The organism is Lacinutrix himadriensis (assembly GCF_001418105.1).
Taxonomy (GTDB): domain Bacteria; phylum Bacteroidota; class Bacteroidia; order Flavobacteriales; family Flavobacteriaceae; genus Oceanihabitans; species Oceanihabitans himadriense.
Genome location: NZ_LIQI01000019.1, coordinates 249,874 through 266,098, shown reverse-complemented (window position 1 = coordinate 266,098; position 16,225 = coordinate 249,874). Strand labels below are relative to the sequence as shown.

Sequence of the window (16,225 nt, the reverse complement as noted above, 5' to 3'; positions counted from 1 at the left end):
CTGAAAAATTGTAAACAATGTTTTCAAGAAAATAAATTCCTAAGGAATATACTAAAAAATCTTTGGGATATATATGATGCAACCAATAATAGACGCCGCAATTGCAAAAATAAAAACAGCGCCAGCAGCAAGGTCTTTAATGAGACCTATTTTTGGGTGATGGGCTGGGTGAATAAAATCTGCAATTTCTTCAATGGCAGTATTCATTCCTTCTAAAGCCAAAATAAGCGCAATACATAGTATTTGTATCATCCATTCTGTAGCAGAAAGTTGGTAATAAAACCCAAGAATGGTCATGATAATACCAATACAAAATTGGACTTTAATACTGTTTTCTGTGGTAAGTAATAAAAAGGCACCTTTAAAAGCATATTTCACACTTTTAAGTCTGTTTACAAGAAAAGATTCTTTTTTAGCCATGGTATAACTTTTAAAGGGACCTCTTTTTATGAATGTTTTATTTTAAAGCTTCTAATGCTGCTTTATAATTTGGCTCATCCACAATTTCTTGTACTTGTTCGGTATGTGTAATCATGCCGTTTTCGTCTATTACTACTACACAACGAGAATGTAAAGTATCTAAAGGTCCATTAACAAAATTTAAACCGTAGTTTTTTCCGAAGCTTCCATCTTTATAATCGGAAAGATTTACTACATTTTCCAAACCTTCAGCGCCACAAAAACGTGCTTGTGCAAAAGGTAAATCGTGAGAGATACAAAGTACTTTGGTATTATCTAACGTGCTCGCTTCTTTATTAAATGTTCTAACAGATTGTGCACAAGTTCCTGTGTCTACACTAGGGAAGATGTTTAATACCACTTTGCTTCCTGCAAAATCGGAAAGCGATTTACTTCCTAAATCTGTTGTTGTTAATGTGAAATCAGGTGCTTTGGTGCCAACTTTTGGTAATTCTCCAGAAGTTTGTATTGGGTTTCCTTTTAAGGTTACTGTTGCCATATTTATGATATTTAATTAAAGTATAAATTTAAGAATAATTAGATGTTTAAACTATTTGTTTTCTTTTTTTTTGAATTTTTATTCCTTTTAAATATTTCCTAGAAACCCATACGGTACGCTTTTTTATTTAATTGAATTTTTTAGTAAAATATTGATTTTTACGGAGGCGTTAAGATTTCATTTATAAAGCAATTCAATTTGAAGATGCTTTTTTTGTTTTAATAGATTGGTTTCTTTAACTTTAAGGACCATCTAAATTAATAGCGATAAGTATTTATTATGATAAAATAAAAACAATCAATTTTATTTATTAACTTTAAGCTTGTTAATAGAGTAAATTTATCAAAAATTAAATAATATAAAGATATATAATATGGATCATTCTAATAATGGAGACGCAAGTAAATGCCCTTTTTTAAGCGGAACAGTGAAACAAACCTCTGGTGAAGGAGTAAAAAACAGAGATTGGTGGCCAAACGAGTTAAAACTAAACATTTTACGTCAAAATGCTTCAAAATCGAATCCAATGGGAGAAGATTTTGATTATGCGGAAGCGTTTAAAAGTCTAGACTACGATACCTTAAAGAAAGAACTTACTGCTTTTATGACCGATTCTCAAGATTGGTGGCCTGCAGATTATGGTCATTATGGAGGATTGATGATACGTATGGCTTGGCATAGTGCAGGAACCTATAGAGTTGGTGATGGTCGTGGTGGAGCAGGAGCAGGAAACCAGCGTTTTGCACCTATTAATAGTTGGCCAGATAATGGTAACTTAGATAAAGCACGTTTATTATTATGGCCTATTAAACAAAAATATGGAAACAAAATTTCTTGGGCAGATTTAATGATTCTTGCAGGAAACTGCGCATTAGAATCTATGGGCTTTCCAACCTATGGTTTTGCAGGAGGAAGAGCAGATGTATGGGAACCAGAACAAGATGTGTATTGGGGAAGTGAAACCGAATGGGGAGCAAATGAAGATCGTTATGCAGAAGGAGATTTAGAAGATCCTTTAGCGGCAGTAATGATGGGATGGATTTATGTAAATCCGGAAGGACCAAATGGTGTGCCAGATCCAATGGGTTCTGCACATGATGTACGTGAGACTTTTGGAAGAATGGCAATGGACGATGAAGAAACGGTTGCGTTAGTTGCTGGAGGACATACCTTTGGTAAAGCGCATGGTGCTGCTAATCCGGATGAATATGTTGGTAAAGAACCACATGGAGCTCCTATTGAAGAAATGAGTACAGGTTGGAAAAATAGCTATGGTACCGGCGTTTTAGACGATACGATTACTAGTGGAATTGAAGGTGCATGGACACCAAATCCTACACGTTGGGATGCAGATTATTTTGATGTGTTATTAAATTACGATTGGGAATTAACTAAAAGTCCAGCGGGTGCACACCAATGGAAACCAACTGCAGCATCTAATGCTAAAATGGCTCCAATGGCTGATGATGCTAGTAAAAGACAAGATTTAATGATGACTACCGCAGATATCGCTTTAAAAGTAGATCCTGCATATTTAGAGATTTCGAAACGTTTTCATGCCGATCATAAAGCCTTTGAAGATGCTTTTGCTCGTGCTTGGTACAAATTAACACATCGTGATTTAGGTCCAACATCTCGTTATTTAGGTCCGGAAGTGCCTAAAGAAACCTTATTATGGCAAGACCCAATTCCTACAGTAAATTATACCTTAAGTGCTGCAGATATTGAAACTTTAAAAGGATTAATTGCAGCTTCTGGATTAAGCATTTCACAATTAGTAACTACTGCTTGGGCTTCGGCATCTACGTTTAGAGGATCAGATAATAGAGGAGGAGCAAATGGCGCACGTATTCGTTTAGAGCCACAACGTAGTTGGGAAGTGAACAACCCTACCGAATTAAATAAAGTTCTGACTGTTTTAGAAGGGGTTCAAAGTCAGTTTAACGGAGACGTTTCTATGGCAGATATTATTGTGCTTGCAGGAAATGTTGGTGTAGAAAAAGGATTGAAAAATGCGGGTTACAATCAGACCGTAGATTTTGCACAAGGTAGAGGAGATGCAACACAAGAACAAACAGATATCGAGCAGTTTGGCTATTTAGAACCTTTGGCTGATGGATTTAGAAACTATATTAAAGGGAGTTTAAAAATAGCTGCTGAAGATTTATTAGTAGATAAAGCGAATTTATTAACCTTGTCAGTACCAGAATTAACCGTGTTAGTTGGTGGTTTACGTGTATTAGGTGCTAATTATGATGGTTCTAATAATGGTGTTTTTACAGATAACGTTGGAAGTTTAACCAATGATTTCTTTAAAAACATATTAGACTTTTCCTACACTTGGAAAGCAACTACGGAAGACGATAGATATTTTGAAGGAAGCAATCGAAACACTGGCGAAGTGAAATTTAAAGGTACTCGTGCAGATTTAATTTTTGGATCGAACACAGAACTTAGAGCTATTGCGGAAGTATATGGTGCAAATGATGGTCAAGATCGTTTTGTAAAAGACTTTGTTGCTGCTTGGACTAAAGTAATGAACCTGGATCGTTTTGATTTAAAATAAAATAAAGAATAGTGATTTTAAAAGGAGTGGATTTAAAAATCCATTCCTTTTTTATTGAAAAAAAGTATACCATGAAAAATGTAGAACAGGTTTTTGAAAGCATAAAAAATAAAGACAATAGTACTTTAAAAGCATTGTTGTCTGAAAACCCAAGACTAGCCGAAGCAAAAGACCAACGTGGTTTTACACCATTAATTTTAGCTACGTATTTTGATAATGAAGCTGCTACCAAAATACTAGTAGAAAACAATGCGCCAATTAATGATAAAGATGCCTCTGGAAACACGGCCTTAATAGGTGTGAGTTTTAAAGGGAATGTCGCTTTTGCGAAGTATTTAATTGAAAATGGAGCAGATGTAAATGCTATAAATAATCACGGAACCACTGCCTTAACCTTTGCTACGCAATATGATAAAGTAGCCATCGTGAAGTTGCTTTTAGAGCATAAAGCAGATATTTCTATTAAAGATAACGAAGATAAAACCGCTTTAGATTATGCGGAAGACAAAGGGTTTACAGAAATTGCTACACTCTTAAAATAAAGAAGTATATTCTTAATAAAAACGGCGTTTAAAATTGGATTTGTTCCTTTTTTAAACGCCGTTTTATTTGTTTTAGCGGTGTGTTACCTCCAATTTTTATTTTTCGCCATAGCCTATGATTGCCGAATGTGGAAAAGAATAGCCTTTGCCTTTTATAAATGCATCACAATTTTTAACGAAATCGTTTTTAATATCCTTTTGTTTTCCTTCAGGAAAGAGATGTAAATTCCCCCAATCCCAACAACCATTTATCAAAGGATCTAGCGAATCCATATTCCAACTGGTATCTAGTTTTTCTAACTGGAAATTTTTTAAACTAGCCTTTGTGGCAATGTCATTATAGGTATCAAAATCGGTAACCCCAAATAGTGGTCCGTGTGGTAGTGCAGATAATTCGTGATGTTTTGCAAAGGCTTGAAAAAAAGCACCCAAGGAACTTTGTTCTTCATTGGCTCCCCAAACAGCAAAAGCAAATTTCCCGTTAGGTTTTAAAACTCTATGAATTTCTTTAAAAACGGTATCGGTTCGGCAAAATGATGCACAACAAAATTGGCGATTACCACATCCATACTATTGTCCTCTAGTGGCATATTCTCGGCATCCGATTGTTTAAAAGTAAGGTTTGGATGCGAAGCATTCGCTTGGTCAATCATTTTTTGAGAAAAATCGATTCCAATAACTTTTGCTCCAGATGCACTAATTCTACTTGTGGAGTTTCCTGCAGCACAACCAATATCTAAAACCTTCAGATTGGCGTCTACTTTTGTTTTTCGTAATAATAGCGGAAGTGTTTCATTGGTTAAAGTCGCCCAAGTGTCGTTATAACTTGGGGAGCACCTCGACCAAGTTTCTAATTCGTATGCTCGTACTGCGTTTTGGTTTGGTTGTTCCATAAGGTTAGATTTTTTATAAGATTCATGTTTCAAGTTTTAGGGAACAAGTATGTGTGCAATAATTTTTAAAAAAGAAAACAAGGAGAATTGTAATTCGCTTATTTTCAGCAATATAAAAAAATAATTTCATATAGTTTGCGGTTTTTTTTATTCTTTACCATGGTCCAACCGAAACCTTTCAAAATTTAGCAATTACTTAATATTAGAAGCGCATAAGAAAAAATACATTTGTACAATAGGAAAACTAATTGTTGCCAACGGAAAACTGTATGTAAAAGAATAATAAATAAACAGTTAGAGGGTAAGTAGGTTTTAATTGCAAACAATCGAATAGTGAATTGAGTTGAATTTATATTAGTAGGCCAGTACTAGCCATTAATTTTATGTGGTGTTAGTTGCTTTATTTTTTCCATTCTTTGATTATATCTTCAAAATTTACGTCTTTCCATTTTTCTTTCCAAACTTCAATATATTTAATGTCAGATGATTTTGGAGATGGTGAACACTCATTTAAGTGAACTAATGATGGAATTGCAATGGATTCTCCAACAAGCAATGCATCTCCTGCTTTTAAAGATGGTAACATTTCAGTCATATTTCCCATTGTATCAGGTAATAGTTTTTTTACATAATTTTGATCATCAGGATTAGTCAATCTCATTGCAATAAATGTATTGCATTGAGAGAATATTGTTTCTGATACTTCCGAAGGTCTTTGACTAACTATTCCAAGAGTTACTCCGTATTTACGTCCTTCTTTTGCAATTCTTTCAATAGCGGTTTTAGAAGACCTATATTTTACTAAATCACTTTTAGGGACGTATTTATGTGCTTCTTCATAAAGCAGTAAAATTGGTGTTTCACAATCAATATTTTCATCTAATTTCTTTTTATAGTAAAAGCCAAATTCGAACAGCATTCTTGAAATTAAGGAAACAGTTATACTTAATGCTTCAAATGGTATACCACCTAAATCAATAATTGTAACATTTGAGTTTTTAGTGCCTTCTTTAGAATATCCAATAAATTGCTTAATGGTATCTTCAAATGATATTTTTTTTGCCTTTTCATCAAGAAGGAAGTCTAGTCTTTTATCATTCAATTTAATTTGTAAACGATTTATAAAGTTTATAAACTTTGCATTTAAAGTACCTGTGGCACTTCCTTTTTTAATTTTAAGACCTTCATTAAATAGTTTTTCAGAAGTTTCTTCTGAAAAAGTAAATTCTTCACCATTTTCTGTCCAAATTATTGAAGTATCAGTTTGCTTTTGCTCAGTATTTCGATACTTTAAATATTGAAGTACTTCATTAATATCGAAATACAATGGAGAATCAAAATGAATTTTTGATTTTGCTTCATCTCCATCAGTTGAATGTTTTTTCTTATTCGAAGTTACTGCTTCTTGAAAAACACTTCTTTGATTATGGTCGTTTGCATCTGTATCTATAAAAAGTTCCGTTAATTCATCACTATTTAATAGCCAATAAGGTAATGTGAGGTTGTTTATGTCGATGTAACTTGAATCAGGAAATGCTTTTTTATATTCTCCGTGAATGTCAAAAATCACAATATGAGAATTGTTAAGTCCATTATATCCTCCATTTTTAGAACTTACTGCTTCTTGTAATACTTTTGCAACTGTATGAGATTTACCTGAACCAGTAGAGCCTACAATTGCAAAATGTTTATTAAAGAATTTATTACCATTTACTGGTACTTCAATATCCTTGTTTGTCAAAAGAGTAGCAAAAGAAAATTTTTCATTTTCGTTAATGTCAGATTGATATATTTTTTCAATATCTTTTGCACTTGCTGGTTTTACTTTTGTTGGTGGAATAGTTAATGAATCACCACCTCTTTGAAATTTATCATTAACTAAAGTTCCGAGAGGATTTGCTTCTATAATATATCTTTTGTTTTTTAGGATTCTTTCATCACCACTTTCTTCTATTATTTTCTCTTCTTTATATTCTATAGAGTAACTTTCTATAATAACGATTAATTTATGGTTTTCATCATCTGAAACTTCTAAGTATGAGCCAACTCGCAACTTTTCTAGTTGGCTGTCAATTGTAGAAAATTTGCTTAAATCGTCAATTGATATTTTGACTCTATTTGGATATACAGCAATTACTTCTGCAATTGGTTCGGTTGCTTCTTTTGAATTTTCCATAGTTTATTATATTACTTTTAATATTTCATTTGCATTTTGAATCGCAATTTTAGTTTCTGTAACATCTTGACTTATTTCGATTGGTTTACTTTTGTAAAATTGATAAACCTTTTTCAAGGTATTGAAATTGAAGTCAATGACTTTGTTTAATTCATTTTTATTATTTATTAATTTAAGTGAAATTCTATTTTCTTTTGATGATTTTAAAGTAATTGAATTCAAGTTAAATTGACTATTTAAGAAATCATAACCGTCTTTGAATATTATTTCATTCTCTACTAATTTTTCTTTCACTTTTATAATATTATTTGAATCGATATTGTGAATAAAAATAAAAGGTGCTTCTCCCTTAACATCCCTCGTTAATTTTTTAAAACATTTTTCGCTTATTTTTTTTAGTAGCAATGTTATTTCTGAGATACTTTCTAAACCATCAAGTTCGATTATAAAAAACCTAATAGTTTTATCAATATTATTAAAAGTGAAAAACTCATTCTTCATTTTTTTGAAATACAAATCCTCTCCTTTAAAAAACCTAAAACTATTATCAAAAATTACTTTTCTATCATTTTTAAAAAGATTTATTAAATCTTGCTTAGTACAAGTCCTCTTTGATATATTACTTGGGGAATTATTTACTACTAAACTTCTTAAAAAATTAGATGCTCTACTATGGAATATAATAGATTCATCTTCATTGTAATTTAATTTTTGTATTTCACGAATAGTTTGTTCTAATTGAATATCAAATTGAGAAGCAAAATTTAATTTGAAAGACTTTTTAAAGTCATTTTTTTGCTGTTGAGTATAATTTGATTTTGAAGAGCCTAAAATTGAATCAATAGAAGTGGATTCTGTGTAACCATTAAAATCTTTGAAATAACAATACAGAATATATTGTTTCGAATTGTTTTTTATGAATTCGTCTATAAGTTGGATTACAGGTTTTTTAATTGCAGATGGAGTGAATTTAGTTGCTTCTTTGTATTTTACTTGCATTACAAAATCAACTGAATCTATATCTTGATTTTGTTCAATATTTATTGCTTTTTTTTCATCTGTTTCTTTAAGAATCTCAAGTATATTCTTATCAATTTGATATTCAAATCCTTTTATAGCATAATATCCTCCATCCATTTTTTTTAGTATTCTTTCATTTGAGTTGTCATATTGCAGGTAACGGTTACGTATAAGAATAGTGCGTTTTTGTGTGCGAGGATTTTCCGAAGGAAAACCAGATGTAGCAAAAGTGCAATGACTTTTAAATTTAGTTCTAATTTAAGCCTTATTTTTATACATTGTTGTGTGCAGTATTAATTGTTTTCTATCGTTATCACAAAATTTACAGGATTAATATCATTAATATCGTAGAATCGTATAAAATATTCTGTATTTCCGTTTAAATTCACTTGTGCTGTTTCCGCATTACCACTAGAACTGTTAGAAGTAATTATTGGGCTTGAAGATGTACAAGATGAAAATAACTGAAAACCTGCATTTCCATTAAAACTAACTCCAATATTATATGAACCAGAATTTGTAGTTTCAAATCGATACCACATTCCTCTATTTCCGTCTGAACTATATCCTATAATATTATCTATATTCCAATTTTGCTTATAATAAACAGTATTTAAATCTAGTTTGTAATTATTTGAAGAACCTGTATCTGAACAATTATCTCTTGGTGTATTATTTCCAACATCTACTTGAGGATTACCACCACCTGAACCTTCTACATTCAAAGAGAAACTTTGTTGCCAACTTCCTTGGTCAGAAGTTATGTCAAGTATAAAATCAACTGTTTTGGTAGGGCAATTAACGTCAATGTTAAAATCAAAATCAGTATTCCAATCTGTTGAACCAACCGTGATTGTACCATAAGTTTCGTTTGCGTCTGTAATATTTATTTCACTATCATTAGTAGATAAAACAGCTGTAACATTAGTTGCAGTAGCGGTACCTGTATTTTGTAATTGTACACTTAATTCAATTTCTTCTCCAGCTTCTGGTATTCCGTTATTATTTCCATCACTTCCACCACTTGTATCATCATCAATTTCAAATTGATTTGTTACAATTATATTCGGTTGACCTGAATTACTGGTAGTAGTAAAGTTTAACTCATTACCGTAATTAGTTCCTTCACTATTTGTAGCATAAGCTTTTACATAATATGTTGTGTTAGTAATTAGTCCAGAAATAGTACTTGAGAAATTTCCAGTTCCAGTTCCATTGTTAGATGTATTATCGTTGATGTCAGGATTAGGATTAGTACTCCAACAAACGCCTCTAGCTGTAACATTACTTCCACCGTCGCTTGTGATATTCCCACCACTAGAAGCAGATATTTCTGTTATACTAGATATTGAATTAGTAGTTAATGTTGGTGTTGTATTGTTGTTTGATGTTGTAGTGAAATTTAACTCATTACCGTAATTAGTTCCCTCACTATTTGTGGCATAAGCTTTTACATAATAAGTTGTGTTTGTATTAAGTCCAACAATAGAACTTGAGAAATTTCCAGTTCCGCTTCCGCTGTTAGTTGTATTGTCATTTACGTCGGGATTGGGACTGGTACTCCAGCAAACACCTCTAGCTGTAACATTACTACCACCATCGTTAGTGATATTTCCACCGCTAGTTGCAGAAGTTTCAGTAACATTATTTGTTGAATTAGTTGTTAAAGTTGGTGTTGAATTACTTGATGTTAATGTAGTGAAATTCCATACTGGCGAAGTTGCTAAAACTGAATTGTCATTATTTAAAGTTTCTACTTTCCAATAATAAGTTGTTCCTTCTTCTGTGCCAGAGTATGTGTTATTTGGTGAGCTACTAATGTTGAAATTTGTAGGGTTGCTACTGCTACCGAAAAATATTTTATATGTAGCATCATTTGGTGTATTTGTACTTGGTGTAAATGTTAATTGCCCCGAGAGAGGAACATCGGTTGAATTATTGCTTGGTGTTGGATTAAAAACAGGGGAAACAGGGGAATCTTCACAAACAAAAATTTCATTATTTACATAAGTATAACATATGTTTTCATTGTTTTCATATAAAGCATATAAAGGAAAAACATATGCTGCTTCATAATACTCATTGACAGATTGAAGAAAGCTCAAATCCGAGAAAAAATCAAATATTTCGCTAAAGTTACCCATATCAATATTGAAACAGCTACTATCTACGACATCTAAAAAGTTATCTCCAACATAGGTTAAAATATCAATAAAAGTATTAAGTGCATTTCCATTATTGTCTTCATAAAAAGCCACAAAACTCACATTACTATAAATTGTAGAAAGGGTATCTACCAAACAGTTTCCATCAACAGCATTTGCCAATACTATCCCAATTGTTTCATCTAAAAGAGAAATATAGTCTGCTTCAAATGCATTTAACGCCGCTTCTGTTATGGTTTGACCTAAAGGCAAAAAACCTGACCTAACTACAAAAGTATATTCTGTGTTTTCGCTTTCTAAATCATAAGACAATTCTTCATCAGAATCCAATAATTCGTTTTGCACTAATAAACTCCCTTTGTAAACATCTATACCCACATGAAAAGGAGAGATATTTTTTATTTTAACGTTATTACCGTTAAATTCAGAAGATGTTACTGGTAAATCAAATTGACTACTATTTCTACTAACTACTAGATTAGAAAAAACTTCTCTTGTTGTTAAAGCTAACTTATTCAAAAAATCAGTATTCTGTATTGAAATATTTTCTTGTGAATCTAGAATCTCTACTGCTTTTACAAAATTCTGATTTGAAACAATTTGTTCAATAACCTCTACCTTCTGATCTACAGATAATTTTCTAAAGGTTGAATTCAAAGTTGCCAAAAATAAAGCTGTAGACTTCGAAGAAATATCATTATCTGCATAATTAGGGTATTTCCTACTTAAAAAAATGATTTCATCATTTTCATCTAAAATAAATTCAAAACCATGTAAATCATTTGGCTGCTGTATATCTTCACTTCCTAAAACTGTTTTTCCAGAAAAACTTGCGATTTTTAATAATTCTGGAATATTATTATTTTTAGAAAACACTATTCTACCATTAACTATTTTTTCAGTTTCAACTTCAACCTTTTCATCATCTTTTTCGCAACCAAAAACAAAAATCAAAAGCATTAAATAAAGGTATTTTTGTAATTCCATAATTTAGTTTTTTTTTAAATTTATATATTCAATTTATCATTTAAAACTTATGATGATAATCTATGGTTTTAGAGTGAAAATTGTGTTAGCAAATAGTCACTCAATATTGCACACAACTCGTTATATCATCATTTTTATAGATTATATTCTGTAAATAAGACAGTATATAATAAGTCCATTAATACTATCATTCAATAAAACTATACGCACCCAAGTTAGTTTTTATTTTACTATCATAAAATACGTAGAACTACGTATTTTTCTCTTATTAAGCAAGTTACATTGTTTTGTGTTAACTATTTTACGGTAAACCGTAATTGCCAAAAAAAAACAAAAAAACCACCAAGCTTTCACCAGGCAGTTTTGTATCCACCCGCACTTCGTTATCTTTGAAGAAATGAAAAAGAAAATAGTAATTATTGGTGCTGGGCTTTCGGGTTTGTATTTGGGATATAGATTAAAAAAAGAAGGTTTTTTAGTGCGTATTCTAGAAGCGAATGCTAGAATTGGCGGAAGAATTTTTACCAAAAACGTGCAGGATACCCATGTAGAACTAGGCGCAACTTGGCTATGGAAATACAATGAAGAGCTATTGAAATTGTGTAGGGAATTAAACATTACCTTATTTGAGCAAGACATGCGTGGCGATGCGTTATTTGAAGCTACGAGTGTTCATGCAGTGCAACGTTTTCAGCTTCCACAAAATCAAGAAATAAGCTATAGAATTGCTGGTGGCACGCGTGTTCTTTTAGACCAATTGGCCATGGCTTTTTCTAAAGAAGAATTGTTGTTCAATCAAAAAGTACAGCAAATTAATACCACAGAAAATGGGGTAGAAGTCCTTACCGAAAACACCGCTTTTACTGCAGATCTTGTGGTTTCTACGCTGCCACCAAAAGTATTGGTGCATAGCGTGACGTTTTCTCCCGCATTAGATAGCAATTTGATACAAGTTGCCAAGCATACACACACCTGGATGAAAGATGCTATTAAGTTTGCATTGGTGTATAAAAGTGCTTTCTGGAAAGAAAAAGGGTTGTCTGGTGTTGGTTTTAGTAATGTTGGTCCGTTTACAGAAATGTATGATCATTCCGATTTGGAGCATAAACACTTTGCATTAATGGGTTTTTTACATGGTGCTTTAGCTACCGAAACCAAAGCTTATCGAGAAGAAAAAGTACGGGAACAGCTTTTTAAATTTTTTGGCGAAGATGGCGTTAATTATCTTTCGTATGAAGAAAAGAATTGGAGCGAAGAACCTTTAGTTTCCACAGCGGATTCTGGATTTATAAGTCCGCACGAAAACAACGGCCATCCCATTTATCAAAAGGCATATATAAAGGATCGTTTTTTCATAGCCGGTTCGGAAACCTCACCAAGTTATGGAGGCTATATGGAAGGTGCCATTTATAGAGGGAACCAAATTGTAGCACAGATAAAAAGGGGATTGGTATAAGTTAAAACCACCAAGCTTTCACCAAGTGGTTTTAGGGTTTATTATTTTTCTTTCCAATCGTTTTTTAAATATTGAAGAGCTTCTTCTAAGGCTTGTTTGGAGGGTTTGGGAGTAAAACCTAATTCGTTTATAGATGTAGTGATATCATAATCCTGTTTTAGTCCGTAAAACATATCTAAATAATGCCGTTGCAATAAGGGTTCTTTTCCGGTTATTTTACTACTAAACTCCATAAGTCCTGCCACCGAGTACAATAAACATTTGGGTACTTTTTTAGGTGTTTTTAATTTTAATTCGGGATATAAAGCTGCGGCAATTTTTACACTTTCTTGCAATGTGGTATGTGTTGGGTTTGCTAATATATATCGTGTGCTGTTTTTTCCTTTTACCATGGCTTGGTATGCGCCAAAAGCAACATCTTTGACGTCTATCCAATTTAACGTGATGTTGGTGTCTACAGGAATTTCACCTTTTAAAATTTGATGCACCAAATGGTTGGAGTAACTAAGCTTGTGTGCATGGCTTCCAATCATGGCAGATGGTAGAATGACAACGGTTCTTATGTTGTATTTTTTGCCTAAGGCTAGAGCTAATGTATCGGAATCGTTTTTAGAATTGTAATACCAGTTTCTTCGGTCTTTATTATACCCATTATCTACATGAGCAGGTAAGGAGGTGAAGTCTAAAGAAGCAACAGAACTAACATAAACGATGTTTTTAATACCCGATGCTTTGGCGATATCAAATAGGTTTTGTGTGCCTTGTAGGTTGTTGTCATAAATTTCCGTTTTCGGGTTTTTCGCCCACATACTAAAATTTGCCGCTACAGCATAAAGATGGGTAATTCCTTTAAATGCTTTTTTTAAAGATGCTGTATCCAAAAGGTCGGCTTGTACCACTTCGCAATCTAAACCTATAAAAGGCGCGGTGTTATGGATGTCTCTTACGGTTGTTCTTACCTTTTGGTTTCTAGAAAGTAATAAACGGATTACATTGTTTCCTAGATGTCCATTTCCTCCAGTTACTAATGCTATTTCTTTGCTCATGTTTTATTTTTTTGTTGCAGCAAAGGTGCGAAGTAATTAAAAGTAGAAAAATAACATTTGTTAGAAAGTGATTTGTTTTCTAATACGACTTAAAGATTGTGGTTCCATACCTAAAAAGGAAGCCATATTATCTACAGACACATGTAATGCTAGGTTTGGATGTTGTTTTATAAACTTTAGATAGCGTTCTTTTGCCGTTAATATCTGAAAATCTTTAACGCGTTCGACTTTACAGTTTAGATGCTCATTAGTAACGGTTTTTATGAAGTTACTCCAGAAGGAGGAGTTGCTTTGAAGTAATTCGTAATCTGGTTTAGAGATTTTTAAAAGTGTACAATTGGTAACGGTTTCGTAGTAATCAGGAGCAGCTGTCTCACTCATAAAACTATCTAAAGAAGTGAAGAAATCGTGTTCTGCAACGAGATGTTGTACTACAATTTTACCATCTATATTTTGATAGCCTTTTACAATACCTTCACTCAAAAAATAAATATAGCGTTCTACTTTTCCTGCTTCTAAAAGTATGGTTTGTGCCGGTACATTTTCGCTAATAAAATAGTTTTCAACGAAGCTTATATCGTCATTAGTGATCGTAAATCGAGATTGAATATAGTGTAGTAAATTTTTCATTGGTATGCTTTACATGGTTTGGAACAGCTACTAAATAAATGCGATTTACATTATTGGTATTGGTATTAAACGAAGATAGTAGAAAGTTTCACAAAGTCAAACTTCCGTATAAACAAAAAAACCACCTTGTTTTCACAAGATGGTTTCTTAAATACTAATTTTCTTTTTCAGTTATTTATCGATGGAACCTAAAACACGTTGCATAAAGTTGTTTACTGCATCTTTTTTAGTTGCACCTTCTTTAATCATTTTGTTTACTTCAATGGCACCATACATATTTGAGATTAATTCTCCAATAACGTCTAGTTCTTCATCTTTTAAGGAAGGAACTTCGGTTAATGCTTCTAGGGTTTCAATGGTTTCTACTATATAGTCTTCGTCATTGTCCTCTATAAACTGTGCTAAGTGTTTTATTACTGGTAATTTCATTGAAAATATTTATTTTTTCATTTCCGTGAAAACGGAAACCTGTATTGTTTTAAAAGTTGTTCTCGATACAATTCCGATAAAAAATCGGAATCACTCGAACTGACATTTCTATTTGAAAAATTGTTTTCGTTAGAATTCCGATAAAAAATCGGAATCACTCGAACTGACATTTCTATTTGAAAAATTGTTTTCGTTAGAATTCCGATAAAAAAATGGAATCACTCGAACTGACGTTTTTTTAATTCCGCTACAGCGAAAAGTAATAGGTTATGCTACTTCGTTTACTAATTCTTTTAAAACGTCAAATTTGTTCGTCTGTGTTTGATTCACAAATTTCCCATCTTTAAAAGCAGCAAAGGTTGGTAAATTATCTACGGTCGCTAATTTTCTAGATTCCGGAAATTTTTCCGCGTCAGCGATAACAAACGTAATATCTTCTAACTCACTAGCTAATTTCTTAACTTTTGGTTTCATAATACGACAGTTACCACACCACGTTGCAGAATATTGTACTACAACGGTTTTGTTAGCGGCAATAATTTCGGCAAGATTATCTTGATCTAATTCTTGTACCATGATAAATTAGTTTACGTGATTTGCTAAATACTCTGCAGTACCTAATCTGTTTGCACTCATTGCATCTTTACCTTCTTCCCAGTTTGCAGGACAAACTTCTCCTTTTTCTTGCACGTGTGTTAAAGCATCGATAATACGTAAAAATTCGTTTACGTTTCTACCAATTGGCATGTTGTTGATTCCTTCGTGTTGTACTACACCATCTTCATCAATTACGTATGTTGCTCTGTATGTTACGTTGTCACCATCTACAGTTACCACACCAGTTTCTTCGTTGTATTTTTCGTTAGTGATATCTAAAATCCCTAAAGTGTTTGCTAAGTTACGGTTAGAATCTGCAAGAATTGGGTAAGTAACACCTTCAATACCACCATTATTTTTTGGTGTATTTAACCATGCAAAGTGTACTTCTGGAGTATCACAAGATGCACCAATAACGATTGTATTTCTTTTTGCAAATTCTTCTTTTGCAGCTTCAAAAGCGTGTAATTCTGTTGGACAAACAAAAGTAAAATCTTTAGGATACCAGAATAATAATACTTTTTTCTTGTTGTTTTTTGCTTCTTCAAGAACGTTTAATTTGAAAGTATCTCCCATTTCGTTCATTGCATCCACATTTAAATCTGGGAATTGTTTTCCTACTATAGCCATTATTTTAAAATTTTATAAATTATTATATTGTGTTTTCAGTGTGCAAAGATACATTGCAACACCAAAAAAACAAGCCTAATAAAATTTTTAAATCTTATTAGGCTATAAATTTTTGTTATAGTAAAATGTA

General features: G+C 32.4%; 15 protein-coding genes. 3 read left to right on the top strand and 12 right to left on the bottom strand.

The window, feature by feature from the left end:
* Nucleotides 1-51: 51 nt before the first annotated feature.
* Together AMD28_RS06805 and tpx are read right to left on the bottom strand one after the other, a co-directional pair.
* Nucleotides 52-420 (bottom strand): diacylglycerol kinase family protein, encoded by a 369-nt coding sequence (locus AMD28_RS06805; RefSeq protein WP_055443404.1) that lies wholly within the window; start codon nt 418-420, stop codon nt 52-54.
* Nucleotides 421-457: 37 nt separating this feature from the next.
* Nucleotides 458-958, bottom strand: a complete 501-nt coding sequence (gene tpx, locus AMD28_RS06800) for a thiol peroxidase (RefSeq protein WP_055443403.1) — start codon at nt 956-958, stop codon at nt 458-460.
* A 373-nt stretch (nt 959-1,331) separates the two neighbouring features.
* Here tpx and katG point away from each other — a divergent pair, with 373 nt between their 5' ends.
* Nucleotides 1,332-3,524, top strand: coding sequence for a catalase/peroxidase HPI (gene katG, locus AMD28_RS06795; RefSeq protein WP_055443402.1), 2,193 nt, complete (start codon nt 1,332-1,334; stop codon nt 3,522-3,524).
* Nucleotides 3,525-3,595: 71 nt separating this feature from the next.
* Nucleotides 3,596-4,066, top strand: coding sequence for an ankyrin repeat domain-containing protein (locus AMD28_RS06790; RefSeq protein ID WP_055443578.1), 471 nt, complete (start codon nt 3,596-3,598; stop codon nt 4,064-4,066).
* Nucleotides 4,067-4,162: 96 nt separating this feature from the next.
* Here the strand turns inward: AMD28_RS06790 and AMD28_RS06785 are convergent, their stop codons facing one another.
* From AMD28_RS06785 to AMD28_RS06765, 5 genes are all read right to left on the bottom strand, one after another.
* Entirely contained in the window at nt 4,163-4,498 is a 336-nt protein-coding gene (locus tag AMD28_RS06785; protein WP_055443401.1) for a hypothetical protein, read from the bottom strand.
* A 56-nt stretch (nt 4,499-4,554) separates the two neighbouring features.
* Nucleotides 4,555-4,959 carry a class I SAM-dependent methyltransferase gene (locus AMD28_RS06780; RefSeq protein WP_152975560.1) on the bottom strand — a complete coding sequence of 135 codons (405 nt, stop codon included), beginning with the start codon at nt 4,957-4,959 and terminating at the stop codon, nt 4,555-4,557.
* A gap of 400 nt (nt 4,960-5,359) precedes the next feature.
* Entirely contained in the window at nt 5,360-7,135 is a 1,776-nt protein-coding gene (locus AMD28_RS06775; RefSeq protein ID WP_055443399.1) for an ATP-binding protein, read from the bottom strand.
* 6 nt (nt 7,136-7,141) lie between these two features.
* Nucleotides 7,142-8,272 (bottom strand): hypothetical protein, encoded by a 1,131-nt coding sequence (locus AMD28_RS06770; RefSeq protein ID WP_055443398.1) that lies wholly within the window; start codon nt 8,270-8,272, stop codon nt 7,142-7,144.
* A gap of 176 nt (nt 8,273-8,448) precedes the next feature.
* Nucleotides 8,449-11,307 (bottom strand): autotransporter outer membrane beta-barrel domain-containing protein, encoded by a 2,859-nt coding sequence (locus AMD28_RS06765; protein WP_055443397.1) that lies wholly within the window; start codon nt 11,305-11,307, stop codon nt 8,449-8,451.
* 397 nt (nt 11,308-11,704) lie between these two features.
* Between AMD28_RS06765 and AMD28_RS06760 the strand changes: the two genes are divergently transcribed.
* Entirely contained in the window at nt 11,705-12,763 is a 1,059-nt protein-coding gene (locus AMD28_RS06760; RefSeq protein ID WP_055443396.1) for a flavin monoamine oxidase family protein, read from the top strand.
* Nucleotides 12,764-12,804: 41 nt separating this feature from the next.
* On the opposite strand, the gene AMD28_RS06755 is transcribed toward AMD28_RS06760, so the two are convergent.
* The 5 genes from AMD28_RS06755 to AMD28_RS06735 form a co-directional block, all read right to left on the bottom strand.
* Nucleotides 12,805-13,809 (bottom strand): NAD-dependent epimerase/dehydratase family protein, encoded by a 1,005-nt coding sequence (locus AMD28_RS06755; protein ID WP_055443395.1) that lies wholly within the window; start codon nt 13,807-13,809, stop codon nt 12,805-12,807.
* A gap of 60 nt (nt 13,810-13,869) precedes the next feature.
* Nucleotides 13,870-14,439, bottom strand: coding sequence for a Crp/Fnr family transcriptional regulator (locus AMD28_RS06750; protein ID WP_055443394.1), 570 nt, complete (start codon nt 14,437-14,439; stop codon nt 13,870-13,872).
* A gap of 171 nt (nt 14,440-14,610) precedes the next feature.
* Nucleotides 14,611-14,868: a DUF6952 family protein gene (locus AMD28_RS06745; protein ID WP_055443393.1), complete on the bottom strand. Its 258-nt coding sequence runs from the start codon at nt 14,866-14,868 to the stop codon at nt 14,611-14,613.
* 267 nt (nt 14,869-15,135) lie between these two features.
* Complete coding sequence (locus AMD28_RS06740; RefSeq protein ID WP_055443392.1) at nt 15,136-15,444, bottom strand: thioredoxin family protein; 309 nt, start codon at nt 15,442-15,444, stop codon at nt 15,136-15,138.
* Nucleotides 15,445-15,450: 6 nt separating this feature from the next.
* A complete protein-coding gene (locus AMD28_RS06735; protein ID WP_055443391.1) occupies nt 15,451-16,095 on the bottom strand; it encodes a peroxiredoxin in 645 nt (214 codons plus the stop codon).
* Nucleotides 16,096-16,225: the final 130 nt, after the last annotated feature.

Coding starts and splice junctions, on each gene's coding strand:
- AMD28_RS06805 (WP_055443404.1), bottom strand. CDS start 420: ATGGCTAAAAAAGAATCTTTTCTTGTAAACAGACTTAAAAGTGTGAAA.
- tpx (WP_055443403.1), bottom strand. CDS start 958: ATGGCAACAGTAACCTTAAAAGGAAACCCAATACAAACTTCTGGAGAA.
- katG (WP_055443402.1), top strand. CDS start 1,332: ATGGATCATTCTAATAATGGAGACGCAAGTAAATGCCCTTTTTTAAGC.
- AMD28_RS06790 (WP_055443578.1), top strand. CDS start 3,596: ATGAAAAATGTAGAACAGGTTTTTGAAAGCATAAAAAATAAAGACAAT.
- AMD28_RS06780 (WP_152975560.1), bottom strand. CDS start 4,959: ATGGAACAACCAAACCAAAACGCAGTACGAGCATACGAATTAGAAACT.
- AMD28_RS06775 (WP_055443399.1), bottom strand. CDS start 7,135: ATGGAAAATTCAAAAGAAGCAACCGAACCAATTGCAGAAGTAATTGCT.
- AMD28_RS06770 (WP_055443398.1), bottom strand. CDS start 8,272: ATGGATGGAGGATATTATGCTATAAAAGGATTTGAATATCAAATTGAT.
- AMD28_RS06765 (WP_055443397.1), bottom strand. CDS start 11,307: ATGGAATTACAAAAATACCTTTATTTAATGCTTTTGATTTTTGTTTTT.
- AMD28_RS06760 (WP_055443396.1), top strand. CDS start 11,705: ATGAAAAAGAAAATAGTAATTATTGGTGCTGGGCTTTCGGGTTTGTAT.
- AMD28_RS06755 (WP_055443395.1), bottom strand. CDS start 13,809: ATGAGCAAAGAAATAGCATTAGTAACTGGAGGAAATGGACATCTAGGA.
- AMD28_RS06750 (WP_055443394.1), bottom strand. CDS start 14,439: ATGAAAAATTTACTACACTATATTCAATCTCGATTTACGATCACTAAT.
- AMD28_RS06745 (WP_055443393.1), bottom strand. CDS start 14,868: ATGAAATTACCAGTAATAAAACACTTAGCACAGTTTATAGAGGACAAT.
- AMD28_RS06740 (WP_055443392.1), bottom strand. CDS start 15,444: ATGGTACAAGAATTAGATCAAGATAATCTTGCCGAAATTATTGCCGCT.
- AMD28_RS06735 (WP_055443391.1), bottom strand. CDS start 16,095: ATGGCTATAGTAGGAAAACAATTCCCAGATTTAAATGTGGATGCAATG.